21 protein-coding genes are annotated in these 19,882 nt (G+C 40.3%); 19 read left to right on the top strand and 2 right to left on the bottom strand.

What is annotated here, in order from left to right:
* Window positions 1–10 precede the first annotated feature (10 nt).
* The 8 genes from rplR (at window position 11) to OFO12_RS02660 (ending at window position 6,364) form a co-directional block, all read left to right on the top strand.
* The gene (gene rplR / locus OFO12_RS02695) at window positions 11–367 is read left to right on the top strand and encodes a 50S ribosomal protein L18 (RefSeq protein ID WP_270858562.1); all 357 of its coding nucleotides are present in this window, start codon (window positions 11–13) and stop codon (window positions 365–367) included.
* A gap of 15 nt (window positions 368–382) precedes the next feature.
* Window positions 383–826: a 30S ribosomal protein S5 gene (gene rpsE, locus OFO12_RS02690; RefSeq protein ID WP_270858561.1), complete on the top strand. Its 444-nt coding sequence runs from the start codon at window positions 383–385 to the stop codon at window positions 824–826.
* Between the two features lie 12 nt (window positions 827–838).
* The gene (gene rplO / locus OFO12_RS02685) at window positions 839–1,240 is read left to right on the top strand and encodes a 50S ribosomal protein L15 (RefSeq protein ID WP_270858560.1); all 402 of its coding nucleotides are present in this window, start codon (window positions 839–841) and stop codon (window positions 1,238–1,240) included.
* Window positions 1,240–2,505, top strand: coding sequence for a preprotein translocase subunit SecY (gene secY, locus OFO12_RS02680; RefSeq protein ID WP_270858559.1), 1,266 nt, complete (start codon window positions 1,240–1,242; stop codon window positions 2,503–2,505). Before rplO ends, secY begins: the two co-directional genes overlap by 1 nt.
* A gap of 1 nt (window position 2,506) precedes the next feature.
* Window positions 2,507–3,274, top strand: a complete 768-nt coding sequence (map, locus tag OFO12_RS02675; RefSeq protein WP_270858558.1) for a type I methionyl aminopeptidase — start codon at window positions 2,507–2,509, stop codon at window positions 3,272–3,274.
* Window positions 3,275–3,288: 14 nt separating this feature from the next.
* Complete coding sequence (infA, locus tag OFO12_RS02670) at window positions 3,289–3,507, top strand: translation initiation factor IF-1 (protein WP_005869854.1); 219 nt, start codon at window positions 3,289–3,291, stop codon at window positions 3,505–3,507.
* A 118-nt stretch (window positions 3,508–3,625) separates the two neighbouring features.
* Complete coding sequence (locus tag OFO12_RS02665; RefSeq protein WP_270869369.1) at window positions 3,626–4,510, top strand: ABC transporter six-transmembrane domain-containing protein; 885 nt, start codon at window positions 3,626–3,628, stop codon at window positions 4,508–4,510.
* Window positions 4,511–4,645: 135 nt separating this feature from the next.
* A complete protein-coding gene (locus tag OFO12_RS02660; RefSeq protein ID WP_270869368.1) occupies window positions 4,646–6,364 on the top strand; it encodes a DUF262 domain-containing protein in 1,719 nt (572 codons plus the stop codon).
* Between the two features lie 20 nt (window positions 6,365–6,384).
* On the opposite strand, the gene OFO12_RS02655 is transcribed toward OFO12_RS02660, so the two are convergent.
* Window positions 6,385–7,053, bottom strand: coding sequence for a DNA alkylation repair protein (locus tag OFO12_RS02655; RefSeq protein ID WP_270869367.1), 669 nt, complete (start codon window positions 7,051–7,053; stop codon window positions 6,385–6,387).
* A gap of 145 nt (window positions 7,054–7,198) precedes the next feature.
* Between OFO12_RS02655 and OFO12_RS02650 the strand changes: the two genes are divergently transcribed.
* Both OFO12_RS02650 and OFO12_RS02645 read left to right on the top strand, forming a co-directional pair.
* Window positions 7,199–7,975: a 3'(2'),5'-bisphosphate nucleotidase CysQ family protein gene (locus tag OFO12_RS02650; RefSeq protein WP_270869366.1), complete on the top strand. Its 777-nt coding sequence runs from the start codon at window positions 7,199–7,201 to the stop codon at window positions 7,973–7,975.
* Window positions 7,976–8,020: 45 nt separating this feature from the next.
* On the top strand, window positions 8,021–8,407 hold the full coding sequence (locus OFO12_RS02645; RefSeq protein ID WP_270869365.1) for a type II secretion system protein: 387 nt from the start codon (window positions 8,021–8,023) through the stop codon (window positions 8,405–8,407).
* 12 nt (window positions 8,408–8,419) lie between these two features.
* Here OFO12_RS02645 and OFO12_RS02640 read toward each other — a convergent pair whose 3' ends face one another.
* Window positions 8,420–9,022 carry a hypothetical protein gene (locus tag OFO12_RS02640; RefSeq protein ID WP_270869364.1) on the bottom strand — a complete coding sequence of 201 codons (603 nt, stop codon included), beginning with the start codon at window positions 9,020–9,022 and terminating at the stop codon, window positions 8,420–8,422.
* A 96-nt stretch (window positions 9,023–9,118) separates the two neighbouring features.
* Here OFO12_RS02640 and OFO12_RS02635 point away from each other — a divergent pair, with 96 nt between their 5' ends.
* From OFO12_RS02635 to OFO12_RS02595, 9 genes are all read left to right on the top strand, one after another.
* Window positions 9,119–9,676, top strand: a complete 558-nt coding sequence (locus OFO12_RS02635; protein ID WP_270867888.1) for a TRAP transporter small permease subunit — start codon at window positions 9,119–9,121, stop codon at window positions 9,674–9,676.
* A complete protein-coding gene (locus OFO12_RS02630) occupies window positions 9,676–11,037 on the top strand; it encodes a TRAP transporter large permease (protein WP_270858552.1) in 1,362 nt (453 codons plus the stop codon). Before OFO12_RS02635 ends, OFO12_RS02630 begins: the two co-directional genes overlap by 1 nt.
* 37 nt (window positions 11,038–11,074) lie before the next feature.
* Window positions 11,075–12,880, top strand: a complete 1,806-nt coding sequence (locus OFO12_RS02625; protein ID WP_270869363.1) for a biotin/lipoyl-containing protein — start codon at window positions 11,075–11,077, stop codon at window positions 12,878–12,880.
* A 159-nt stretch (window positions 12,881–13,039) separates the two neighbouring features.
* Window positions 13,040–14,623 carry a phosphoenolpyruvate carboxykinase (ATP) gene (gene pckA, locus OFO12_RS02620; RefSeq protein WP_270867891.1) on the top strand — a complete coding sequence of 528 codons (1,584 nt, stop codon included), beginning with the start codon at window positions 13,040–13,042 and terminating at the stop codon, window positions 14,621–14,623.
* Entirely contained in the window at window positions 14,598–15,899 is a 1,302-nt protein-coding gene (locus OFO12_RS02615; protein WP_270869362.1) for a CAP domain-containing protein, read from the top strand. The genes pckA and OFO12_RS02615 overlap by 26 nt, the downstream gene beginning before the upstream one ends.
* A gap of 9 nt (window positions 15,900–15,908) precedes the next feature.
* Window positions 15,909–17,306, top strand: coding sequence for an argininosuccinate lyase (gene argH / locus OFO12_RS02610; RefSeq protein ID WP_270869361.1), 1,398 nt, complete (start codon window positions 15,909–15,911; stop codon window positions 17,304–17,306).
* Window positions 17,276–17,947, top strand: a complete 672-nt coding sequence (locus OFO12_RS02605) for a uroporphyrinogen-III synthase (RefSeq protein WP_270869360.1) — start codon at window positions 17,276–17,278, stop codon at window positions 17,945–17,947. The genes argH and OFO12_RS02605 overlap by 31 nt, the downstream gene beginning before the upstream one ends.
* 218 nt (window positions 17,948–18,165) lie before the next feature.
* Window positions 18,166–19,413: a phosphoribosylamine--glycine ligase gene (purD, locus tag OFO12_RS02600; protein WP_270869359.1), complete on the top strand. Its 1,248-nt coding sequence runs from the start codon at window positions 18,166–18,168 to the stop codon at window positions 19,411–19,413.
* Between the two features lie 4 nt (window positions 19,414–19,417).
* Window positions 19,418–19,864 carry an RDD family protein gene (locus OFO12_RS02595; RefSeq protein WP_270867896.1) on the top strand — a complete coding sequence of 149 codons (447 nt, stop codon included), beginning with the start codon at window positions 19,418–19,420 and terminating at the stop codon, window positions 19,862–19,864.
* The last annotated feature ends 18 nt before the right edge of the window (window positions 19,865–19,882 follow it).

Raw genomic sequence — 19,882 nt, 5'->3', positions numbered from 1 at the left:
GGGTTGAGAAATGACAGCAAATGTATTAAAAAGAAAAATATCTCTAAGAATTAAGAGAAAAAGAAGAATTCGTGCAAAAATTTCCGGCACTAGCTCTTGCCCTAGAATTTCTATTTTCAAATCAAATAGAACAGTTTATGCGCAAGTAATCGATGATGTTGAGGGAAAAACAATATGCGCTGCCAGCGGTAAAACTTTGGGTGTGAAAGCAAACAAAGAAGGCGCTGCTAGCCTTGGCAAAGATTTGGCTGCTAAGCTAAAAGATAAAGGCATTTCTGAGGCGCTTTTTGATAGAAACGGTTATTTATATCACGGAGTGATTGTAAGTTTTGCTGATGCGTTACGCGAAAACGGCATCAAACTATAAACCAAAGGAATTATCGTGGAAAAATATAATAGAGAAGAATTCGAAGAAGTAATCGTTAATATCGGTAGGGTTACAAAGGTCGTAAAAGGTGGTAGAAGATTTAGATTTACTGCCCTAATCGTTGTTGGTAACAGAAATGGTTTAGTTGGCTTTGGTTTTGGAAAATCAAAAGAAGTTCCAGATGCAATCAAAAAAGCCGTAGATGATGCGTTTAAAAACATCATCGAGGTTAAACTAAACGGTTCGACAATCACTCACGATGTAGAGGTTAAATACAACGCTAGTAGAATTTTACTTAAACCAGCTAGCGAAGGTACCGGCGTAATCGCAGGCGGATCTGTTCGCCCTGTTTTAGAGCTTGCAGGCGTTAAAGATATTTTGACTAAGTCTCTTGGTTCAAACAACTCATCAAATGTCGTAAGAGCTACAATGAAGGCTCTTAGCATGCTAAAACACTAACAAGGATTTAAGATGGGATTAGAAAATCTTCAAAAAGCACCAGGCTCTACTCATAGCACCAAAAGACTAGGTCGTGGTCAAGGTAGCGGTCTTGGCAAAACAGCAGGTCGCGGTGGCAAAGGTCAAACTGCGCGCACTGGCTCACATGAAAAAAGAGGTTTTGAGGGTGGCCAACAACCACTTCAAAGAAGATTACCAAAAGTTGGTTTTTATTCAAGATTTGAAAAACCTTATGTAATCAATGTAGAAAAAATTTCAGCTGTAAAAGAGCTAAGCGAGATTACAGTTGATACTATCAGAACTGTTCATAAAATGTCTAGCTCTGTAAAAGTAGTAAAACTTATCGGTGCAAGCGCAAAAGATCTTGCTAGCAAGATAAAAGACGAAAATGTAAAATTTAGCGGACAAAACTAATGAACAAAACACTTCGCAACAAGATACTCATTACATTGGGTTTTCTATTTGCTTTCAGGCTACTGGCTTATGTGCCAGTGCCGGGCGTTGATGTTGAGGTGATAAAAGAATTTTTCAATACAAACAAAGACAATGCCTTTGGTATGTTTAATATGTTTAGCGGTGGCGCGGTCGAAAGATTTAGCGTCATTTCGCTGGGCATTATGCCATACATTACAGCTTCGATTATTATGGAGCTATTATCTGCTACATTTCCAAATTTAGGCAAACTAAAAAAAGAGCGCGACGGTATGCAAAAATATATGCAAATTATTCGTTACGCTACAATCGCTATTGCGCTTGTGCAAGCAATCGGTGTTAGTATCGGTTTGCAGGGCATTACGGGCGTAAATGGCGCGAAGGCTATCATGGCAGAAAATACAAACGAATTTATATTTATTTCGTGTATTTCTATGCTTGTAGGCACTATGCTTTTGATGTGGATTGGCGAGCAGATTACTCAAAGAGGTGTTGGAAACGGCACGAGCTTAATCATCTTTGCTGGTATTGTTAGCGCGATACCAACGGCGATTGGCGGCACAGTTCAGCTCGTAAATAACGGCGAACTTAATATCTTAAAATTAATCGCAATCGCCTTAATTATTTTTGCTACAATCGCGGCGATTTTGTATGTCGAGCTAGGCGAGCGCAGGATTCCAATCTCGTTTCCTCGCAAAATTTTAATGGCGAACCAAAACAAACGCATTATGAATTATGTGCCAATCAAGCTAAATTTAAGCGGTGTTATTCCGCCGATTTTCGCTAGTGCGGTATTGATGTTTCCTAGCACGATTTTGACTGCTAGCACAAATTCTTTTGTCCAAAAAGTAGCTGACTTTATCAATCCAAGTAGCTATTTCTTTAATCTTTTGACATTTATTTTAGTTGTATTTTTTGCGTATTTTTACGCTTCAATCGCGTTTAATTCCAAAGATATCAGCGAAAATTTGAAAAAACAAGGTGGATTTATCCCTGGAATTCGTCCAGGTGAGGGCACAGCGACATTTTTAAACGATGTTGCATCTCGCCTTACATTTTGGGGTTCGATTTATCTAGGCTTGGTGACTGTTATTCCGTGGTTGCTAGTCAAATTTATGGGTGTTCCATTTTATTTCGGTGGCACGAGCGTGCTAATCGTAGTATCGGTCGCACTTGATACTATGAGAAGAATCGAAGCGCAAGTGTATATGAACAAATACCAAACCCTAAGTGCCGTTGGACTATAAAATGGCAATTTTACTCAAAAATCAAAAAGATTTAGAGGGTTTGCGAGCGGCGAATAAAATCGTCGCCGCTGCCCTTGATTATGCGGAAGAATTCATAAAACCGGGTATGACGCTTTTAGAAGTGGATAAAAAAATTGATGATTTTATCACGAGCAAGGGCGCATATCCAGCATTTAAAGGGCTTTATGGTTTCCCAAACGCAGCTTGTCTTTCACTAAACGAAGTTATAATCCATGGCATACCTGATAACACTATCCTAAAAGAGGGCGATATACTAGGTATCGATCTAGGCTCTCGCTTAAATGGATATTACGGCGATAGTGCGCGCACTTTGCCGATTGGCAAAATTTCAAAATCAGACGAAGAGCTCATCGCATGTAGCAAAGACGCGCTGTATCATGCTATCGACACGATAAAGGTCGGCATGCACTTCAAAGAGCTATGCCTAGCTATCGAGCAATTTATCAGAGCGCGTGGATATGTGCCACTATATGGATTTTGCGGGCATGGAATCGGCAAAAAACCGCATGAAGAGCCTGAGATTCCAAATTATTTGGAAGGCAACAATCCAAAATCAGGGCCAAAAATCAAAAACGGCATGGTGTTTTGTATCGAGCCGATGATTTGCCAAAAAGACGGCACCCCAGTCGTGGGCGCGGATAAATGGACGACGACGAGCAAAGACGGCCTTAGGACGGCTCATTATGAGCATTGTTTAGCTGTGGTAAATAACAAAGTCGAAATTCTAAGCAAAAGCTTGAAAGATTAAAAGGAGAAAATTTAATGGCAAAAGATGATGTCATTGAGATTGATGGCAATGTGATCGAGGCGTTGCCAAATGCGACATTTAAGGTCGAGCTTGATAACAAGCATGTGATTTTATGCCATATCGCAGGCAAAATGCGTATGCACTATATCAAAATCATGCCAGGCGATCGCGTCAAAGTCGAGCTTACGCCATACAGCCTTGATAAGGGCAGAATCACTTATCGCTACAAATAAATTTTGCATTGTCTAAAATTTAACTGCATAGTTAAATTTTAGATACTTTTTTTAATTTAAATCTTATTAAATTTTCCCCTTTATACTTGCGCGATTTAATTCAAATTTAGGAATTTTTATGCAAAAAAGCGCGTTTAAAACGCTTATTTTCATCGCGTTGAAACATTACAAAAAGCTGATTTTTACATTTTCGTTGGTGATTTTGGAAAATTTGGCCTTTATGCTCTATCCGATTTTTGGCGGATTTGCGGTAAATAAAATTCTAGCAGGCGAGGCAAAAATCGCGATAATTTATATTTTTGTGATATTTGGAATTTGGTTTTTGGGCGCTATTAGGCGCAAAATCGACACCTACGCATTTAGCAAAATTTATGCAAATTTAGCCGTCAATATCATCTCAAACGAACGAAATGCAAACGCCAGCGTGAGCCAGACAAGCGCGCGCGTCGCACTTTCGCGTGAATTTATAAATTTTTTCGAGCACTCCTTTCCTATGCTTTTTACCTCTGTGGTTTCGATTTTGGGAAGTGTTTTTATGCTATATTTTTACGAGCCGATTGTAGCGAGCTTTTGTCTAATCATAATCGCTGTTTTAGCACCCTTTTTGCCACGATATATTCGCAAAAACGACAGATTTTATTTGAAGCTAAACAACCGCAACGAAAACGAGGTAAATCTCATAGAAAAAGGCAGCCCTGTCGCCGTCTCGCGCCACTACGATTTGCTTTCGCGTATTCGCATAGCTATCTCGAACCGCGAGGCGATTGGCTATCTCATCGTAGGCTCGATTTGTGCGCTAGCGTTTAGTTTGGCAGCTTATCTTTTGGCGGTCAAACAAACAGACGCTGGGTATATTTTTACCGTGATGAATTATATTTGGACTTTTGCGATTAGCCTAGATGACGCGCCGCGCCTAATCGAAGAGTTTTCGCAGCTCAAAGACATTGGCAAAAGGGTAAATGCGCTAGAAAACGATGATAAAAATAGCGACGAAATTCGCTAAAATTCAGCGCAAATTAGGGCAAATTTGACTACAAATTTAGCCCTGAATTTGTTATTAAATTTTAATCAAATTTTTAAATTTTTCCAAATTTTATTGAACTTTTACACCCCCCATGTATAATAGCCGAATTTTATTTTGAAAATTTTAGTGAGGTGTAATGTGGAAGCTCGTGAAAATACTTTTAGTGCAATAGTTTTGCAAGAACATAAACTTATTATTCCATTTTTTCAAAGAACATATAAGTGGGATAGTGAAAATTGGGCAAGATTATTCGAAGATTTGATTTCGTCTTTTAATGATGGTGTTGAGCCTTTTTTGGGTTCTATTATTTTAAAACGACTTCAAGGTAGCAAAAATGAAGCGCAGATAATAGACGGACAACAAAGATTAACAACATTATCGATTTTACTAAAAGCCTTAATTGATCAAATTGACAATGAAAATATATCTGATTTTAAAAATTTTCTCTATAAACCATTTACAAAAAATGAGATAAAAATTCAACACTCTTTGATAGATAGAGAAAAATATTCAAAAGTTTTAAATAATGAAAATTTTGATCAAAATGAAGAAACTGGCATTTTTGGGTGTTATAATTATTTTACAAAGAAAATACAAGAAGAATTTGGCAAAGACGAAGATAGAAAATTTAAATTTGCGCAAACTGTTTTTTCTGAACATAAATCATTAGTGTCTGTATTTTTGCAAGATAAAGAAGATGAGCAAAAAATCTTTGATGCCATAAATTCAACAGGTGTTACACTAAGCGCAACAGATATTATAAAAAATTCGCTGTTTGATAAAATTATTAAAGAAACAAATGAAGAAAAAGCCATAAAATTATACGATGAATATTGGCGAAATATTTTTGAAAAAGATGATGATGAGCAGACATTTTGGGATACCACAATCAAAACTGGTAGTGATACTAGAACAAAAGGCGAAATTTTATTTCATGCGATTGCAGTTGTAAAAGGTATTTTTAAAGAAACGGATAATTTGTCTAAATTAAGTGCCATATATAAAAACCATATATACAAATTGAACGAAGATGAATTGATAAATTTTTTAAAAGAAATTAAAAAATTTGCGTTGATATATCGAAATTTGCCAGAAATGAAAAATGATGATTTGTTTGTATATAATTATGAGACAAGATTTTTTCATATTTGTCAATTTACAAATGTAAAAACGCCATTTTTGCCAATTATTTTTATCTTAAAAGATGAATTTAGAGATAAATCCGATGAATATAAAAAATGTTTTTTATTAATGGAAATTTTTATATTTTTCAGAAGTATTTGTGGCAAAAGAACATCGCCATATAATAAAAATGTAATAAAAATCATAAAAGATTATCAAACTAATAAAGGCATTTATGAAATCTTAAAACAAAATCTTTCTGATATTCCACTAGCAGATGAGGTTAGAGAAGTATTTTATAATATTTCTAACAAATCTGCGAAATTTATCTTGTTTTGGATTGAGCTTTGTAGGGAATTTGGTAAAAAGGATTATATTGATAAGAGTGGCTTAAATTATGTCTATGAGCTAGAACATATTATGCCACAATCTTGGCAAGAAAATTGGTCAGATAACGCAAATAGTAAGGACGAGGCGGATAAATTGATTTATCAGATTGGAAATATGGCACTTCTAAAAGGTAAATTAAATGCAAAAGTTCAAAATTCATCATGGAAAGATAAAAGACTAGAATATGATAAATATATCGGGAATTTATCGATAAATAAAGAACTTTTAGATAAAGAAACTTGGGATAAAAACAAGATTGAACAAAGAAGTGAAAAATTGATAAAAGAATTTTTTGAAATTTGGAATTATGATGAATTATAAAAGTTAGGTTGCTTTGCAACCTAACTTTTTAATGCTCTAAATTTCGCCTTACTTTCATTGCTAAATCGCAAACTTTCGCAAATTTTTTTAATCGCAAGATTTTTGATTTTTTCGTTTTCATACCCCTGCAAAAACTCATAAATTTCACTCTCAAATTTCACGGCGAATTCGCACAGCGCCCACGCTGCTCCCATTTGGACATAGTATTTCTCGCTTCGTTCAGCGCGCGCAGTATCTATCAAAAGCGCCAAATCCCGCGAATTTACGAAATTTACCAGCAAATTTACATAAAAAAACCGCTTCTCAAACTCGCCCCTAGCCTCCATAAACCCAAGCGTAAATTTCCGCCAAAGCTCTAAATCGTTTTTGCGTTTGGCGCAAAATGTATCGCAAACGCCCCAGTTTGTGATACGAGGGATAAAATCTCGTGCCAAATTTATGCGATTTTTTTCGCTGATTTTTAGCGAATTTATCAAAATCGCCTTTAATGTCATTTCTTCGCTAAATTCGCCCTTGGCGCGGATAAATTCTAAAATTGCACCCTCGCTTTGCTCGTGCAAAACCTGCTTTGCAAGCGCGCGTAAATGTGGCATTTTCACGCCCAAAATTCGCGCTCCTGGCAGAATTTTCGCGCTAAATTTGGCGTATTTTTCATCGCTTAAATTTCGCAAATTCTCTAAAATTTCCATTTTTGCCCCTTGAATTTGCAAAAATTTTATAAATTTTGCCCTTAAAATTTAATCTAGCTTTTTTAAAGCTTTGTTGTGCTAAAATACAAAATCTTTCAATTCTACGATTACAACAATTTCTTACCGCTTATTTTTGGAGGCGAAAATGAATAAAGATGAACTTTTGAATTTAGCCGTGGTTGCGGCAAAGCGCGCAAACAAGGCGATTATGGAGCATTATGAGAAATTTGATGTCTATGTCAAAGAGGACAAATCTCCGCTAACAACCGCGGATTTGGCTGCAAATGATGCGATTGTAAGCACGCTAGCACCCAGTGGGATTGCGATTTGCTCCGAAGAGAGCGTGATGAGCGCAGATGAGCGCATGAGCGCGAAGAGGTTTTGGCTAGTCGATCCGCTTGATGGGACGAAGGAATTCATCGCGCGAAATGGTGAATTTTGCGTTTGTATCGCGCTGATAGAGGACGGAAGGCCGATTTTGTCGGTGATTTCATCGCCTGTAAGTGGCGATGTGTATAGCAGTAATGGTGGTGGCGTCGTGTATAAAAACGGTGAAAAAATCGAGCGAAAACCAAATTCGCCAAAGACCTTTATGATAGGTCATCATGGCAGAGGCTCAAAATATATGCCGTTTTGTGAGGAATTTGGGCTTGAATTTACTAGGCTTGGCTCTGCGCTGAAATTTTGCGCAATGGCGGAAAATGGGGCGAGTGCGTATGGTAGATTTAGCGATTGTTCGCTGTGGGATATCGCGGCTGGGGATTTTATAATCCACCAAAGCGGCGGCGCGATAATCGACCTCAAAACAGGCGTCGCTCCGCTGTATAACGGCAAAAGTCTGATAAATAACCACTACATCGTCGTCGATGCAAATACAATAAATTTATTATCAAAAATGGTAGAATTTGCGAAAAATTTATAGATTGTGGTAGAATACGCCTGCAAAATTTTTATCAAAGGATAAAAAATGAAACAGGCTTTTACAATGATCGAATTGATTTTCGTGATTGTTATTTTGGGTATCTTGGCGGCGGTGGCTATCCCTAGACTGGCTGCTACCAGAGATGACGCAGAGATGGTAAAAACGATGAATAATATCACGACATCTCTTAGCGATTTGATGGCGTATTACACATCGCAAGCGCATTATTCTTCTTCTATCGCAACGATGACAAATGTTACAAACCCGATTAAGATTAGAAACGATGTTTGTGCTACTTACGAAATTGTCAATGAGAAACAAATAATTCTCACAAAAGGTTATGAAGGGCTATGCAAAAAGGTCTGGGCGATGAGCGGATTGTCTTCGTTAGAAGATGTGTATAGCTCCGATGCGCTAATTATCGTTCAATAACTCACGCAGGGGCTATCCCCTGCGCCTGATAAATCCCAAAACCACTCCCAAAACACAGACAAAAGCAAAAAATCCAAATACAATAAACCAAAGCGTAGGCAAACTTAGGCTTTTTGAGCTTGCAAAAAGATACCAGCCATCATTATAGGCGCTAATTAAATTCGCGCGCATACCGCTGATTTCGAAATTTGCAGGCGGTGTGGGTATATCAAAAGCGCAAGAATTATATGATTTAAAAAGCGAAATTCTATTTAAATCAAAACTCAAAAATTTATTCGCCCCAGCGCAGTTCATCACGCCGTCCATATCGCTACTAGCGCGCACTGCTTTGTGCAGATACGATAGGCTTTTCGCACAAATTAGCCCCCCAAGCGCGCCATAAAACCACAAAAAATACCCACAAATCGCGCTTAGGCCCTCCTTGCTAAATGCCACAAAAATCACGCCCAGAGCTAAAACGCACAGATCAAACCTAAGCCTAGCGCTGAAAATTTCAGGATACATAAACAAGAAATTTTGCAAAAAGCAGTATGAAAAGCAAACCCACAAACCCGCCCAAACTGCGCAAAATAGCAGAAATTTGCGAGAATATTTATTGTTAAATTTTAAATCCATTTTTATCCTTTTTTGCTCGTTATTTTATTATTTTTTGCGCTAAATTTCGATAAAATCGCAAGTTTATTTTGAAATTTAATACAAAAAGGTTCAAATTTGAGGAAAAATCTCCAAATTTTAGAAAAAATTTTCGATAGTTTTGCGAAAATTTTAGGTTTTTTTAGCATTGTTTTTTTAGCCCTTTTAGTCCTTTGCGTTTTTTACAATGTCGTTGCGCGCTATCTCTTTCCAAGTGCGAATTCTGTGGCTATGCAAGAGATTAGCTGGTGGCTGTTTTCGGCGATGTTTTTGTTCTCTTCGACCTATACTTTACAGCAAAATTCCCATGTCAGGGTCGATGTGCTATATGAAAAATTTCGCCCCAAAACAAAGGCGATTATCAATATTTTAGGCACAATCTTTTTTATCTTGCCATTTGTGGCGCTCGTGGCGTATTTTTCGCTAGATTTCGCGCTCGAAGCCTACGAGAGCAAAGAATCCAGCCCAAATCCAGGCGGATTAACGAATTTATGGATAATCAAATCATTTATTAGCCTATCTTATGTCTTTTTGTTTATTTATTCGTTTGGGTTTTTGATAAAAAATATAAATTTGTTAATCCACAACCACCACGGCGAATTTTTAGACGAAAATTCTAGTGCAAAGGCTGTGTGATGATAGGGATTATAATGTTTGGCGCAGCGCTTTTTATGCTGCTTTTGGGATTTCCGGTAGCCTTTACATTTGGGGCTGTGGCGGTGATTTTTGGATTTATTTACGGCGTGAGTGAGGCGTGGGAATACGCCGAGGGAAGCGAGGTTTTTACAGAGGCTATAAGCGAAATGAGCAACCAGTTTTTCTCTCTTATGCCAAACCGAATTTACTCGATTATGGAAAATCAGCTTCTAATCGCGGTTCCGCTTTTTATTTTAATGGGTATGATTTTACAAAAAACGCGCCTAGCTGAGAGGCTTTTGGAGTCAATGGCGTTTTTATTTGGCGGGGTTCGCGGTGGCGTGGCGATTAGCACGGTTTTGGTGGGTGCGCTTTTGGCGGCTACGACTGGAATCGTGGGCGCTAGCGTGATCGCTATGGGTATTATTAGCCTGCCTGTGATGATGAAATACGGCTACGACAAAGCCCTATCCACTGGCACTATCGCGGCTTCTGGCACGCTTGGGCAGATTATTCCGCCCTCAATCGTGCTGATTATTTTAGGCGATGTTTTTTCGGTATCAGTAGGCGAGCTGTTTTCCGCAGCTATCGTGCCGGGGCTAGTTTTGGTGGGACTTTATATAGTTTTTATCCTCATAATCTCGTATGCCAAAAAAGACTGCGCGCCTGAGCTTCCTAAAATCGATGATGAAACCAAAGCTCGCCAAATTTTTAATGCTCTAAAAAATGTCGTGCCTGTTTTTGTGCTGATTTTGCTAGTGCTAGGATCAATCTTTGGTGGTATCGCAACTCCGACAGAAAGCTCATCAGTGGGCTGTGTGGGCGCGATAATTTTGTCATTTTTATACCGCACATTTTCATTTTCTTTGCTTTACGACGCACTTCGTCAAAGCGTGAAAATTTCGGGCATGGTTTTTATGATTTTAATGGGCGCAACAGCATTTTCTATGATTTTTTCATACACGGGCGGGGATTATGTCGTGGAGGATTTCATGCACGCGCTTCCTGGCAAAGAGTGGGGATTTATCGCGCTAACTATGATTGTTATCATAATTTTGGGTTTTTTCCTTGATTATGTTGAAATTTCATATATCATTTTGCCGATTTTATTCCCGATAGTCGAAGCGATGAATATAAATCCTGTTTGGTTTGCGATTCTTATCGCTGTGAATTTACAGACTTCGTTTATGACGCCACCTTTTGGATTTTCGATATTTTTCCTAAAAGGCGTCGCGCCAAAATCAGTGCGCACGACAGACATTTATCGTGGAGTGTTGCCGTTTATCGGGCTTCAAATTTTAGTTCTTTTCGCCCTTGCGATTTATCCAGAAATTTTTGGATTAAAAGCTTTTTTAGGCTAGAAATTGTAGAATTTAGAATTATTTTAAAGGAGTTAGCATGAGCAAAAAATTTATTGATGTTATGGACACTACATTTCGCGATGGTTTCCAATCTGTCTTTGGTGCGCGTGTAGCGATGAAGGACTTTTTGCCAGCAGTGAGCGCGGCAAAAGAGGCTGGGATTAGACACTTTGAATTTGGCGGTGGAGCTAGATTTCAGAGTCTGTATTTTTATCTAAACGAAGACGCGTTTGCGATGATGGATAAATTCCGCGAAACCGTGGGAGACGAGGCAAACCTGCAAACCCTAGCCAGAGGCGTAAATACCGTTACGCTTGATACTGGTTCGCGCGAAATGATAGACATGCATGCCAAACTCTTTGCCAAACACGGAACTACGACTATTCGAAATTTTGACGCCCTAAACGATGTCGAAAATTTAAAATATAGTGGCGAGCGTATCAAAGCGCACGGTTTAAAACACGAAATTACCGTTACTATGATGGATTTACCGCCTCGTTGCTCTGGCGCGCATGATCCTGAATTTTATGCTGGAATTTTACGCAAAATTTTAGAGGCCGGAATTCCTTTTGATAGCGTTTGTTTCAAAGACGCTAGCGGAACTTCAAGCCCACAAAAGGTTTTTGAGACCGTAAGAAGAGCGCGCAAACTTCTAGGAAACGATATTCATATCAGACTTCACACCCATGAAACAGCTGGTGTTAGCGTGGCTTGCTATCAAGCAGCCCTAGCAGCAGGCGTCGATGGAATCGATCTAGCTGCTTATCCAGTCAGCGGAGGAACTAGCCAACCAGATATTTTGACGATTTTACACGCGACAAAGGGGCAAAATTTTGATTTTGGCTTTGACGCTGAGGAAATTTTAAAATACGAAGAGGTTTTGGAGGATTGTTTGAAGGATTATTTCTTGCCACCAGAAGCGACAATGGTAAGCCCGATAATCCCATTTTCGCCTATGCCGGGCGGTGCGCTAACTGCAAATACGCAAATGATGAGAGATAACAAAATCATGGATAAATTCCCCTCTGTCATCAAAGCTATGCGCGAAGTCGTCGAAAAGGGCGGTTATGGCACGAGTGTAACGCCTGTAAGTCAATTTTATTTCCAACAAGCATTTAATAATGTAATGTTTGGAGAGTGGAAAAAAATCGCTGAGGGATACGGTAAAATGGTGCTAGGATACTTTGGCAAAACCCCAGTTGCCCCTGATAGCGAGGTCGTAAGATTAGCTAGCGAGCAGCTTGGCTTAGAGCCTACTACCAAAAATGCCGTTGATTTGGCTGATTTGGACGAGACAAAGAGTATTGCTTATGCCAAAAAACAGCTAGAAGATGAAAATATCGAGCCAAGCGAGGAAAATATTTTTATCGCTCTTGCGTGCCGTGAAAAGGGCATTGCCTTCCTAAAAGGCGAGGGCAAGGTAATGATCCGCAAAAACGAAGCAAAAGAATCTAGCGAGAGCAGTGAGAAAAAGGCAAAATCTGATAAATTTGACATTAATGTCAATGGCAAAGCCTATGCGGTGGAATTTAGCGGAAATAAGGTCTTAGTAAATGGCGATAGCTACAATGTCAGCATTGGCGCGCCAGAGCCTAGCGAGGCCAAAACTGAGGCGAAATCAACTGCAAATAGCGATGATATCGTGGCTAGCCTGCCAAGCAATGTCTTTAAAATTTTGGTCAAACCTGGCGAAAAAGTCATAGCTGGTCAGACCGTGGTCGTGCTAGAAGCTATGAAAATGGAGATAAACATCGAAAGCCCAAGAGACGGCGAAGTCGCTGAAATTTTGGTATTCCAAGGTCAAAGCGTCGATGCCGACGAGCCACTAATTCACTTAAAATAATTTTTAAATTTAACTACCACAGGGGCGGAATTTAGCGGGTTTCGCCCCTTTTTAAATTTACAAAAACGATAAATTTACTTCAAATTCCACAATCCTAATAAAGGTTAATCAAATTTCGATATAATTACTTATTTATAATTTTTTAAAAAAGGATTTAAGATGAGAATTCCAAATGATTTTGAAAAACTAGGAATTAGCGGTGAAAAAGAAATTTTTTATAACCTTAGCTATGATGAGCTTTTCGAGCACGAAAAACGCGCAAACGAGGGCAAGGTAAGCGATAATGGCACCTTTATGGTCGATACTGGCATTTTTACAGGTAGAAGCCCAAAAGACAAGTATTTTGTAAAGCAAGATCCAAGCGCGAAATATATCAGCTGGGGCAAAATCAATCAACCGATTAGCAAAGAGCTTTTTGATAAACTTCTAGCAAAGGCCAAAAATCAGCTTTCAAACAAATCAATCTATGTCCAAGACGCGTATTGTGGCGCTAGCCTAAAAAGCCGTAAAAGCGTGCGCTTCGTAACCGAAGTAGCGTGGCAAGCGCATTTTGTAAAAAATATGTTTATCCGCCCAAGCGATGATGAATTAGCAAATTTCCACCCAGATTTCGTGGTTTATAACGCTTGCAAATGCGTAAATGAGGATTACGCCAAAGACGGGCTAAACTCAGATGTTTTTGTAATCTTTAATGTCGAGGAAAATGTCGCAGTTATCGGTGGCACATGGTATGGTGGCGAGATGAAAAAAGGAATTTTTTCTATGATGAATTACTGGCTGCCATTAGAGGGCAAAATGTCAATGCACTGCTCAGCAAATGTCGGAGCTGGCGGCGACACTGCGCTATTTTTCGGACTTTCAGGCACTGGCAAGACTACACTCTCTACCGATCCAAACCGCGCGCTAATCGGCGATGACGAGCATGGCTGGGACGATGAAGGTGTGTTTAACTTTGAAGGCGGTTGCTACGCAAAATGTATAAATCTCGATCCAAGCTCAGAGCCTGAAATTTATGGTGCGATTAAACGCAACGCACTTTTAGAAAATGTCGTAGCTGACGCAAACGGCAAGGTTGATTACGCCGATGGTAGCAAGACAGAAAATACCCGTGTAAGCTACCCAATCGAGCATATCGCAAACCACGAACCAAGCCTAAGTGCAGGACACCCAAAAAATATCATTTTCCTAAGCGCTGATGCTTTTGGCGTTTTACCGCCTGTTGCGAAGCTTACAAAAGAACAAGCGATGTATTATTTCCTAAGCGGATATACTGCCAAAGTCGCAGGAACTGAACGCGGTATTACCGAGCCTGTGGCGACTTTTAGCGCTTGTTTTGGTGAGCCGTTTATGCCGCTTCACCCGACAGTTTATGCAAAACTTCTAGGCGAGAAAATCGACAAACACGGCGTAAATGTATATCTAGTAAATACAGGTTGGAGCGGTGGAGCTTATGGCGTTGGCAAACGCATGAGCATAAAGGCCACTCGTGCTTGTATAAATGCAATCCTTGATGGAAGTATCACAAAATGCGAATTTGAAAATTTTGAAAAATTTAATCTAGCCGTTCCAAAAGAGTTAGCAGGCGTTGAGACAAAACTTCTAAATCCAGCCAACACTTGGGAAAATGCTGACGAATACGCAAAAACTCGTGAAAAACTTGCGAAAATGTTTGTAGAAAATTTCAAACGCTACGAAGATGTCAAAGAGGGCGTAGAGTATGCAAAAGCCGGCCCAAAAGCTTAAAATTTGGCTTTTGTTAGGCACTGCGGGCTTGTTTTTGGGTTGCAAAGGCGAGCCTGCGAATTTAAAAGAACCGCTTCCTAGTAAAAGCGGTTTTTCTTTTTATGATACGCCGATAAACTACATAAACTATATCCGCCAAAGCTCGAATTTAAACCCATTTGCGCCAAATTCGCTTTTAGATAAGGCTGCGCTAAATCACGCCAAATATGTCGTTACAAACGATGAAATCACCCATGATGAGAGCGAGGGAAGGGCTGAATTTAGCGGCAAAACCCCAAGCGATCGCGCATTTGCGGTAGGGTTTAACTCTGGGATTGTAGAAAATCTCTCTTACAACGCCCACGATATCAAAGCCTCAATCGACGGGCTATTAAGCGCGATTTATCATCGTTTTGGGTTTTTGACATTTGACGCAAATCTTCTTGGCGTGGGATACTACGAGCAGGGCGAAAAATCTGCCTATGTCTATGAAATGGGAAATGAGTATTTAGAGGAAATTTGTGGTGGCGGAAAGAGCCAGAGTGGGGACGGCAAATTTATCATAGGGCTTTGCAAAAACAAAAGCCTTGCCATACGAAACGAAAACTACGAGCGCACCAGATCGTTAAATACCACGCTTTACGCGCATTATCCAAACAAAGAGCCAGCACTTGCATTTTTTAGCCACGAGCTTCCTGATCCTGTGCCAGAGTGCGCGATTACAGCAAATCCTATTAGCATAGAATTTCACCCCCAAGCCAAACCTGTGGAAATGCTCGAATTTAGGCTATTTGATAGCGAGGGAGCAGAGATTAAAGATACTAAAATTTTGGATAAAAAAAGCGATCCAAATAGGCGTTTTAACGACAAACAATTCGCGCTTTTTAGCAAGGAAGTGTTTAAATTCGACGCTACTTACACGGCGGAATTTAGCTATAAGCAGGGCGAAAGGCAAGATAAAATTCGCTGGGATTTCACTACCCAAACCCCAAAATATGACTATTTTATAGTCAGTGGTGGCGAGAATTTAGCCATAAAAAACGGCAAATTTTACGATATATTTTTTGCGCCAAAAGATTGCAACGATGAGGTCAAAAACTACAAAACCAGCTACAATGGCGCAATCGACAAGCCCGAAATCCAAAATATCGCCACAAATATGCTAAGGGTGCGCGTAAATGGCGAACGGGGCGCCAAGCTCGAAATCAGCACGGATAATGGCAGGGTGGTGAGATTGTATCTAACAGACGAGCCAAAAAATTCTAGTTTGAAACGCAAAATTATAAATTTATTCTAAGGATTATTGATGAAAAAAATGTGGGAAGGTAGGTTTAGTGAGGCTAGTAGCGAGCTTTTGGAGAGATTTAACGCTTCGATTATGTTCGATAGGGAGCTTTACGAGGACGATATCGCAGGCTCAATCGCTCATGCGAGCATGCTAGGCGATGCAGGAATCATCACCAAAGACGAAGCTAGCGCGATAAAATCTGGTTTGGAGCAAATTTTAGCCGAGATTAATGAGGGGAAATTTGAGTGGAAAATCGCCGATGAGGATATCCACATGGCGGTGGAAAAACGCCTAAGCGAGATTATCGGTAAAGAAATCGGTGGCAAGCTCCATACGGCGCGCTCTCGCAACGATCAAGTAGCCCTTGATTTCAGGCGTTTTGTAATGCGAAAAAATCGCGAAATTTCGGTCCAAATTTTGAATTTAATCAAAACCTTGCTCGAAATTTCAAACTCCCACACAGACGCTTTAATGCCGGGCTACACTCACCTCCAACACGCCCAGCCTGTAAGCCTAGCCTTTCATTTGCTAGCTTATATTTATATGTTTAAGCGAGATTATGAAAGGTTTGTATCAAGCTTCGAGCGCGGAAATTTCAGCCCGCTTGGCTCGGCTGCGCTTGCAGGCACCCCGCACCGCATAAATCGCCACGCTACGGCTAGTGCGCTTGGATTTTATGCCCCTATGGAAAATGCTATGGACGGTGTGAGTGATAGAGATTTCGCCCTTGAAATTTTATTTAACATTAGCCTATTTTTCATGCATGCTTCAAGGCTGTGCGAAGAGCTGATTTTGTGGAGTTCGAGCGAATTTGGCTTCATCACTATAAGCGACGCGTATTCGACTGGAAGCTCGATAATGCCACAAAAGAAAAACCCCGATGTGGCCGAGCTAATCAGGGGCAAAACTGGCAGGGCTTATGGAAATTTAATGGGGCTTTTAACCGTTATGAAGGGTCTTGCTCTGGCGTATAACAAAGACATGCAAGAGGATAAAGAGGGCGTGTTTGATAGCGTAAAAGCTATTTTGGAGAGTGTTGCAATCCTAAATGAAATGCTAAAAACAGCCAAATTTAACAAAAAAAATATGCTAAGCGCGACTGAGCGCGGCCATTTAAGCGCGACTGATTTGGCGGATTTTTTGGTGCGAGAAAAGGGCGTGGCGTTTCGCGAGGCGCACTTCATCACTGGAAAATGCGTAGCCGCAGCAGAGAGAGCGGGCAAGGATCTAAGCCAAATGAGCGCGGAAGAGCTTCGCTTGGTCGATGAGCGAATCACGCCTGATGCGCTTGCATTTTTGGGGCTAAAAGCTTCGATGGACGCTAGGAAATCTTTCGGCGGGGCTAGCAGTTCTAGCGTGCTAGCGCAGATCGCGAGTGTGCAAAAGTGGCTGGGCGAGAAGAGCAGCTCTATTTAGTTTCAAACACTAAATTTGACGATGAGAGGGTGATTTGGCTAAATTTATGCGAGATAAAATTTCATAAATTTAGCATAAATTCCAAATTTGACGCACTTATTTTTACCTCGAAAAACGGGGTAAAATCTTTGGAATTTAACGGCATTAAATTTGATGAAAATATCCAAATTTACGCCATTGGCAAGGCGTGCGCTGACGAGATAAGAGCCCAGGGATACAAAAATATTTTCGTAGCGCAAAACTCCCATGGTGACGAGTTTGCGCGTGAGATTGCCACGCATTTAAATGGCAAAACCGCACTTTATATCAGCGCCAAAGACAGAGTGTCGAATTTGCCCCAAATTTTGCACGAAAATGGCGTAAAATTAACCCATATAATCGGCTATGAAAACGCGCCCAAAAAAGCTAGCATTTCGCAAAAACCAGCCACAAATTCCGTGATAATTTTTACTTCGCCATTAAATGCGAAAAGCTTCATTTCAAATTTTGGCTGGGATAGCTCGTATGAGGCGATTTGCATAGGAAATAGCACGGCTAAAATTTTATCCAAATTTACAACGCCCATAATCAGCGAAAATCAAAGCATAAAAGCGTGTGTGGATTTGGCGTTTGCTTGTATTTTAAGGCAAAAAAACATATAATTTCGCTTGCCTGGGTGATGCGCCAGCGTTATTTATGAGGGTCTAACATATTTTAGTAGGCGACGATGTGATTTGCCGGTGTGACGCGGCTCGGTTTGAGGCTCTGAGCTTACGGGTTGCGACCTAAGGGCTTGTCCTAGTTGCAAGATTGGCTTTGTTTTAGGCCGAATCTTTTTCACGCAACGCTCACTTGGGCTATTTTTACACGGAGTTTTACCTTGAAAATTTTAATCATCGGCAGTGGTGGCAGAGAATACGCTATCGCACTTAGACTAAAAGAGGATAAAAATGTTTCAAATCTATATTTTGCCCCAGGAAATGGCGCGACTAGCGCACTTGGCGAAAATTTGGATTTGAAAACTTTTGAGGAACTTGCAAATTTTGCGAAAGACAACAAAATCGATTTGACGATTGTAGGCCCAGAAGATCCGCTTACAAAGGGCATTGTCGATGTATTCAAATCAAAAGGTCTAGTGATTTTTGGACCAAGTAAAGCAGCGGCTCGTTTAGAGGGCTCAAAAGCCTATATGAAGGAGTTTTTGGCTCGTAACGCTATCCGCACCGCTAGATTTTTAAACAGCGATAATTTCGAGGAAATTTCTAAATTTATCCACACCCTAGATGAAAAAGTCGTAGTCAAAGCCGACGGGCTTTGCGCAGGCAAGGGCGTAATAATCGCTCAAAACCACGACGAGGCCAGAGACGCGGCGTGGGAAATGCTAAAAGGCAGTTTCGGAGATGCTGGCAAAACCGTGGTTGTCGAGGAGTATTTAGACGGGTTTGAGCTTAGCTTTTTTGCGATTTGCGACGGGGATAATTTCGTCTCTTTGCCAGTAGCCCAAGATCACAAACGATTACTAAACCGCGATCAGGGCCCAAATACAGGCGGTATGGGCGCATACGCTCCAAGCCCGTTAGCGGATGAGGCACTGATAAAAAGGGTCGAAAACGAAATCGTAGCTCCGACTCTAAGAGGTATGAAAAAAGATGGCAATCCGTTTTGCGGAGTGCTTTTTGTAGGGCTTATGATTGTGGGCGGAGTGCCGTATGTGCTCGAATACAATGTCAGATTTGGCGATCCTGAGTGTGAGGTTTTGATGCCATTAATCGACGGAAATTTAAGCCAAATTTTACTCGATGCTGCTACTGGCAAACTAACAGAAATTAAATTGCGTGATAAATTTGCCGTTGGCGTCGTAAGTGCTAGCGAAAACTACCCTTACAAATCTACGCCAAAAACAAAGATTAATTTAGGCAAAATTCCGGCTAACACTCACATTTGTTATGCTGGCGTTAGTGAAGAAAACGGCGAAATTTACGCAGACGGCGGAAGAGTTTTGGTAAGTGTGGGTGTAGCTAATAATATCAGAGAAGCGCGAAATTTAGCCTATGAATTAGTCAAAAATATAGAATTCGAAGGCTCTCAACACCGCAGTGATATTGCATATCAGGCACTTAGGGACTAAGTAGGTGTTAGCTAGTCTTCCTAAGAGAATTTTCGCCTTTATTTTAGATGAGGTGATTATGGGCGTGCTTTTTACCTTTATGCTCATTAGCGTGGCTTCCGAGCCCTTGCTTGCGGCCTCACAGATGAGCGGAAGCGACCCAATGGCGCTAAATAACGCAATCGCGCCGTATTTGCCCTATCTAGTAATGGTGAAATTTTTATATCACGCGATATTTGTATATTTTTATGGCGCGACTTTGGGAAAATTAGCCCTAAAAATAAAAGTCATCAGCGCTAGGGACGAAAACGAGAGGCTTAGCTTTGGCGTTTGCGCATTTAGATCGGGCGTTAGGCTTGTTAGTGAAACAGCATTTTATATCGGATTTTTGTTTGCATTTTGGACGAAATTTCGTCAGAGTTTGCAGGATTTGGCAGCAAAAACCTTGGTGGTAGAAATTGAAAAAAAGTAAAATTTTAATATTAACATT

Source organism: Campylobacter sp. JMF_04 NA10, assembly GCF_027737655.1.
Taxonomy (GTDB): domain Bacteria; phylum Campylobacterota; class Campylobacteria; order Campylobacterales; family Campylobacteraceae; genus Campylobacter_B.
This window is presented reverse-complemented; position numbering and strand designations above follow the sequence as displayed.

Excerpts from the sequence above, each read along its gene's own strand:
- OFO12_RS02650 (WP_270869366.1), top strand. The coding sequence starts at position 7,199 with ATGAATAAAGATGAACTTTTGAATTTAGCCGTGGTTGCGGCAAAGCGC.
- OFO12_RS02655 (WP_270869367.1), bottom strand. The coding sequence starts at position 7,053 with ATGGAAATTTTAGAGAATTTGCGAAATTTAAGCGATGAAAAATACGCC.
- OFO12_RS02615 (WP_270869362.1), top strand. The coding sequence starts at position 14,598 with ATGCAAAAGCCGGCCCAAAAGCTTAAAATTTGGCTTTTGTTAGGCACT.
- rplR (WP_270858562.1), top strand. The coding sequence starts at position 11 with ATGACAGCAAATGTATTAAAAAGAAAAATATCTCTAAGAATTAAGAGA.
- OFO12_RS02630 (WP_270858552.1), top strand. The coding sequence starts at position 9,676 with ATGATAGGGATTATAATGTTTGGCGCAGCGCTTTTTATGCTGCTTTTG.
- OFO12_RS02645 (WP_270869365.1), top strand. The coding sequence starts at position 8,021 with ATGAAACAGGCTTTTACAATGATCGAATTGATTTTCGTGATTGTTATT.
- secY (WP_270858559.1), top strand. The coding sequence starts at position 1,240 with ATGAACAAAACACTTCGCAACAAGATACTCATTACATTGGGTTTTCTA.
- OFO12_RS02665 (WP_270869369.1), top strand. The coding sequence starts at position 3,626 with ATGCAAAAAAGCGCGTTTAAAACGCTTATTTTCATCGCGTTGAAACAT.
- pckA (WP_270867891.1), top strand. The coding sequence starts at position 13,040 with ATGAGAATTCCAAATGATTTTGAAAAACTAGGAATTAGCGGTGAAAAA.
- map (WP_270858558.1), top strand. The coding sequence starts at position 2,507 with ATGGCAATTTTACTCAAAAATCAAAAAGATTTAGAGGGTTTGCGAGCG.
- OFO12_RS02625 (WP_270869363.1), top strand. The coding sequence starts at position 11,075 with ATGAGCAAAAAATTTATTGATGTTATGGACACTACATTTCGCGATGGT.
- argH (WP_270869361.1), top strand. The coding sequence starts at position 15,909 with ATGAAAAAAATGTGGGAAGGTAGGTTTAGTGAGGCTAGTAGCGAGCTT.
- infA (WP_005869854.1), top strand. The coding sequence starts at position 3,289 with ATGGCAAAAGATGATGTCATTGAGATTGATGGCAATGTGATCGAGGCG.
- rplO (WP_270858560.1), top strand. The coding sequence starts at position 839 with ATGGGATTAGAAAATCTTCAAAAAGCACCAGGCTCTACTCATAGCACC.
- OFO12_RS02640 (WP_270869364.1), bottom strand. The coding sequence starts at position 9,022 with ATGGATTTAAAATTTAACAATAAATATTCTCGCAAATTTCTGCTATTT.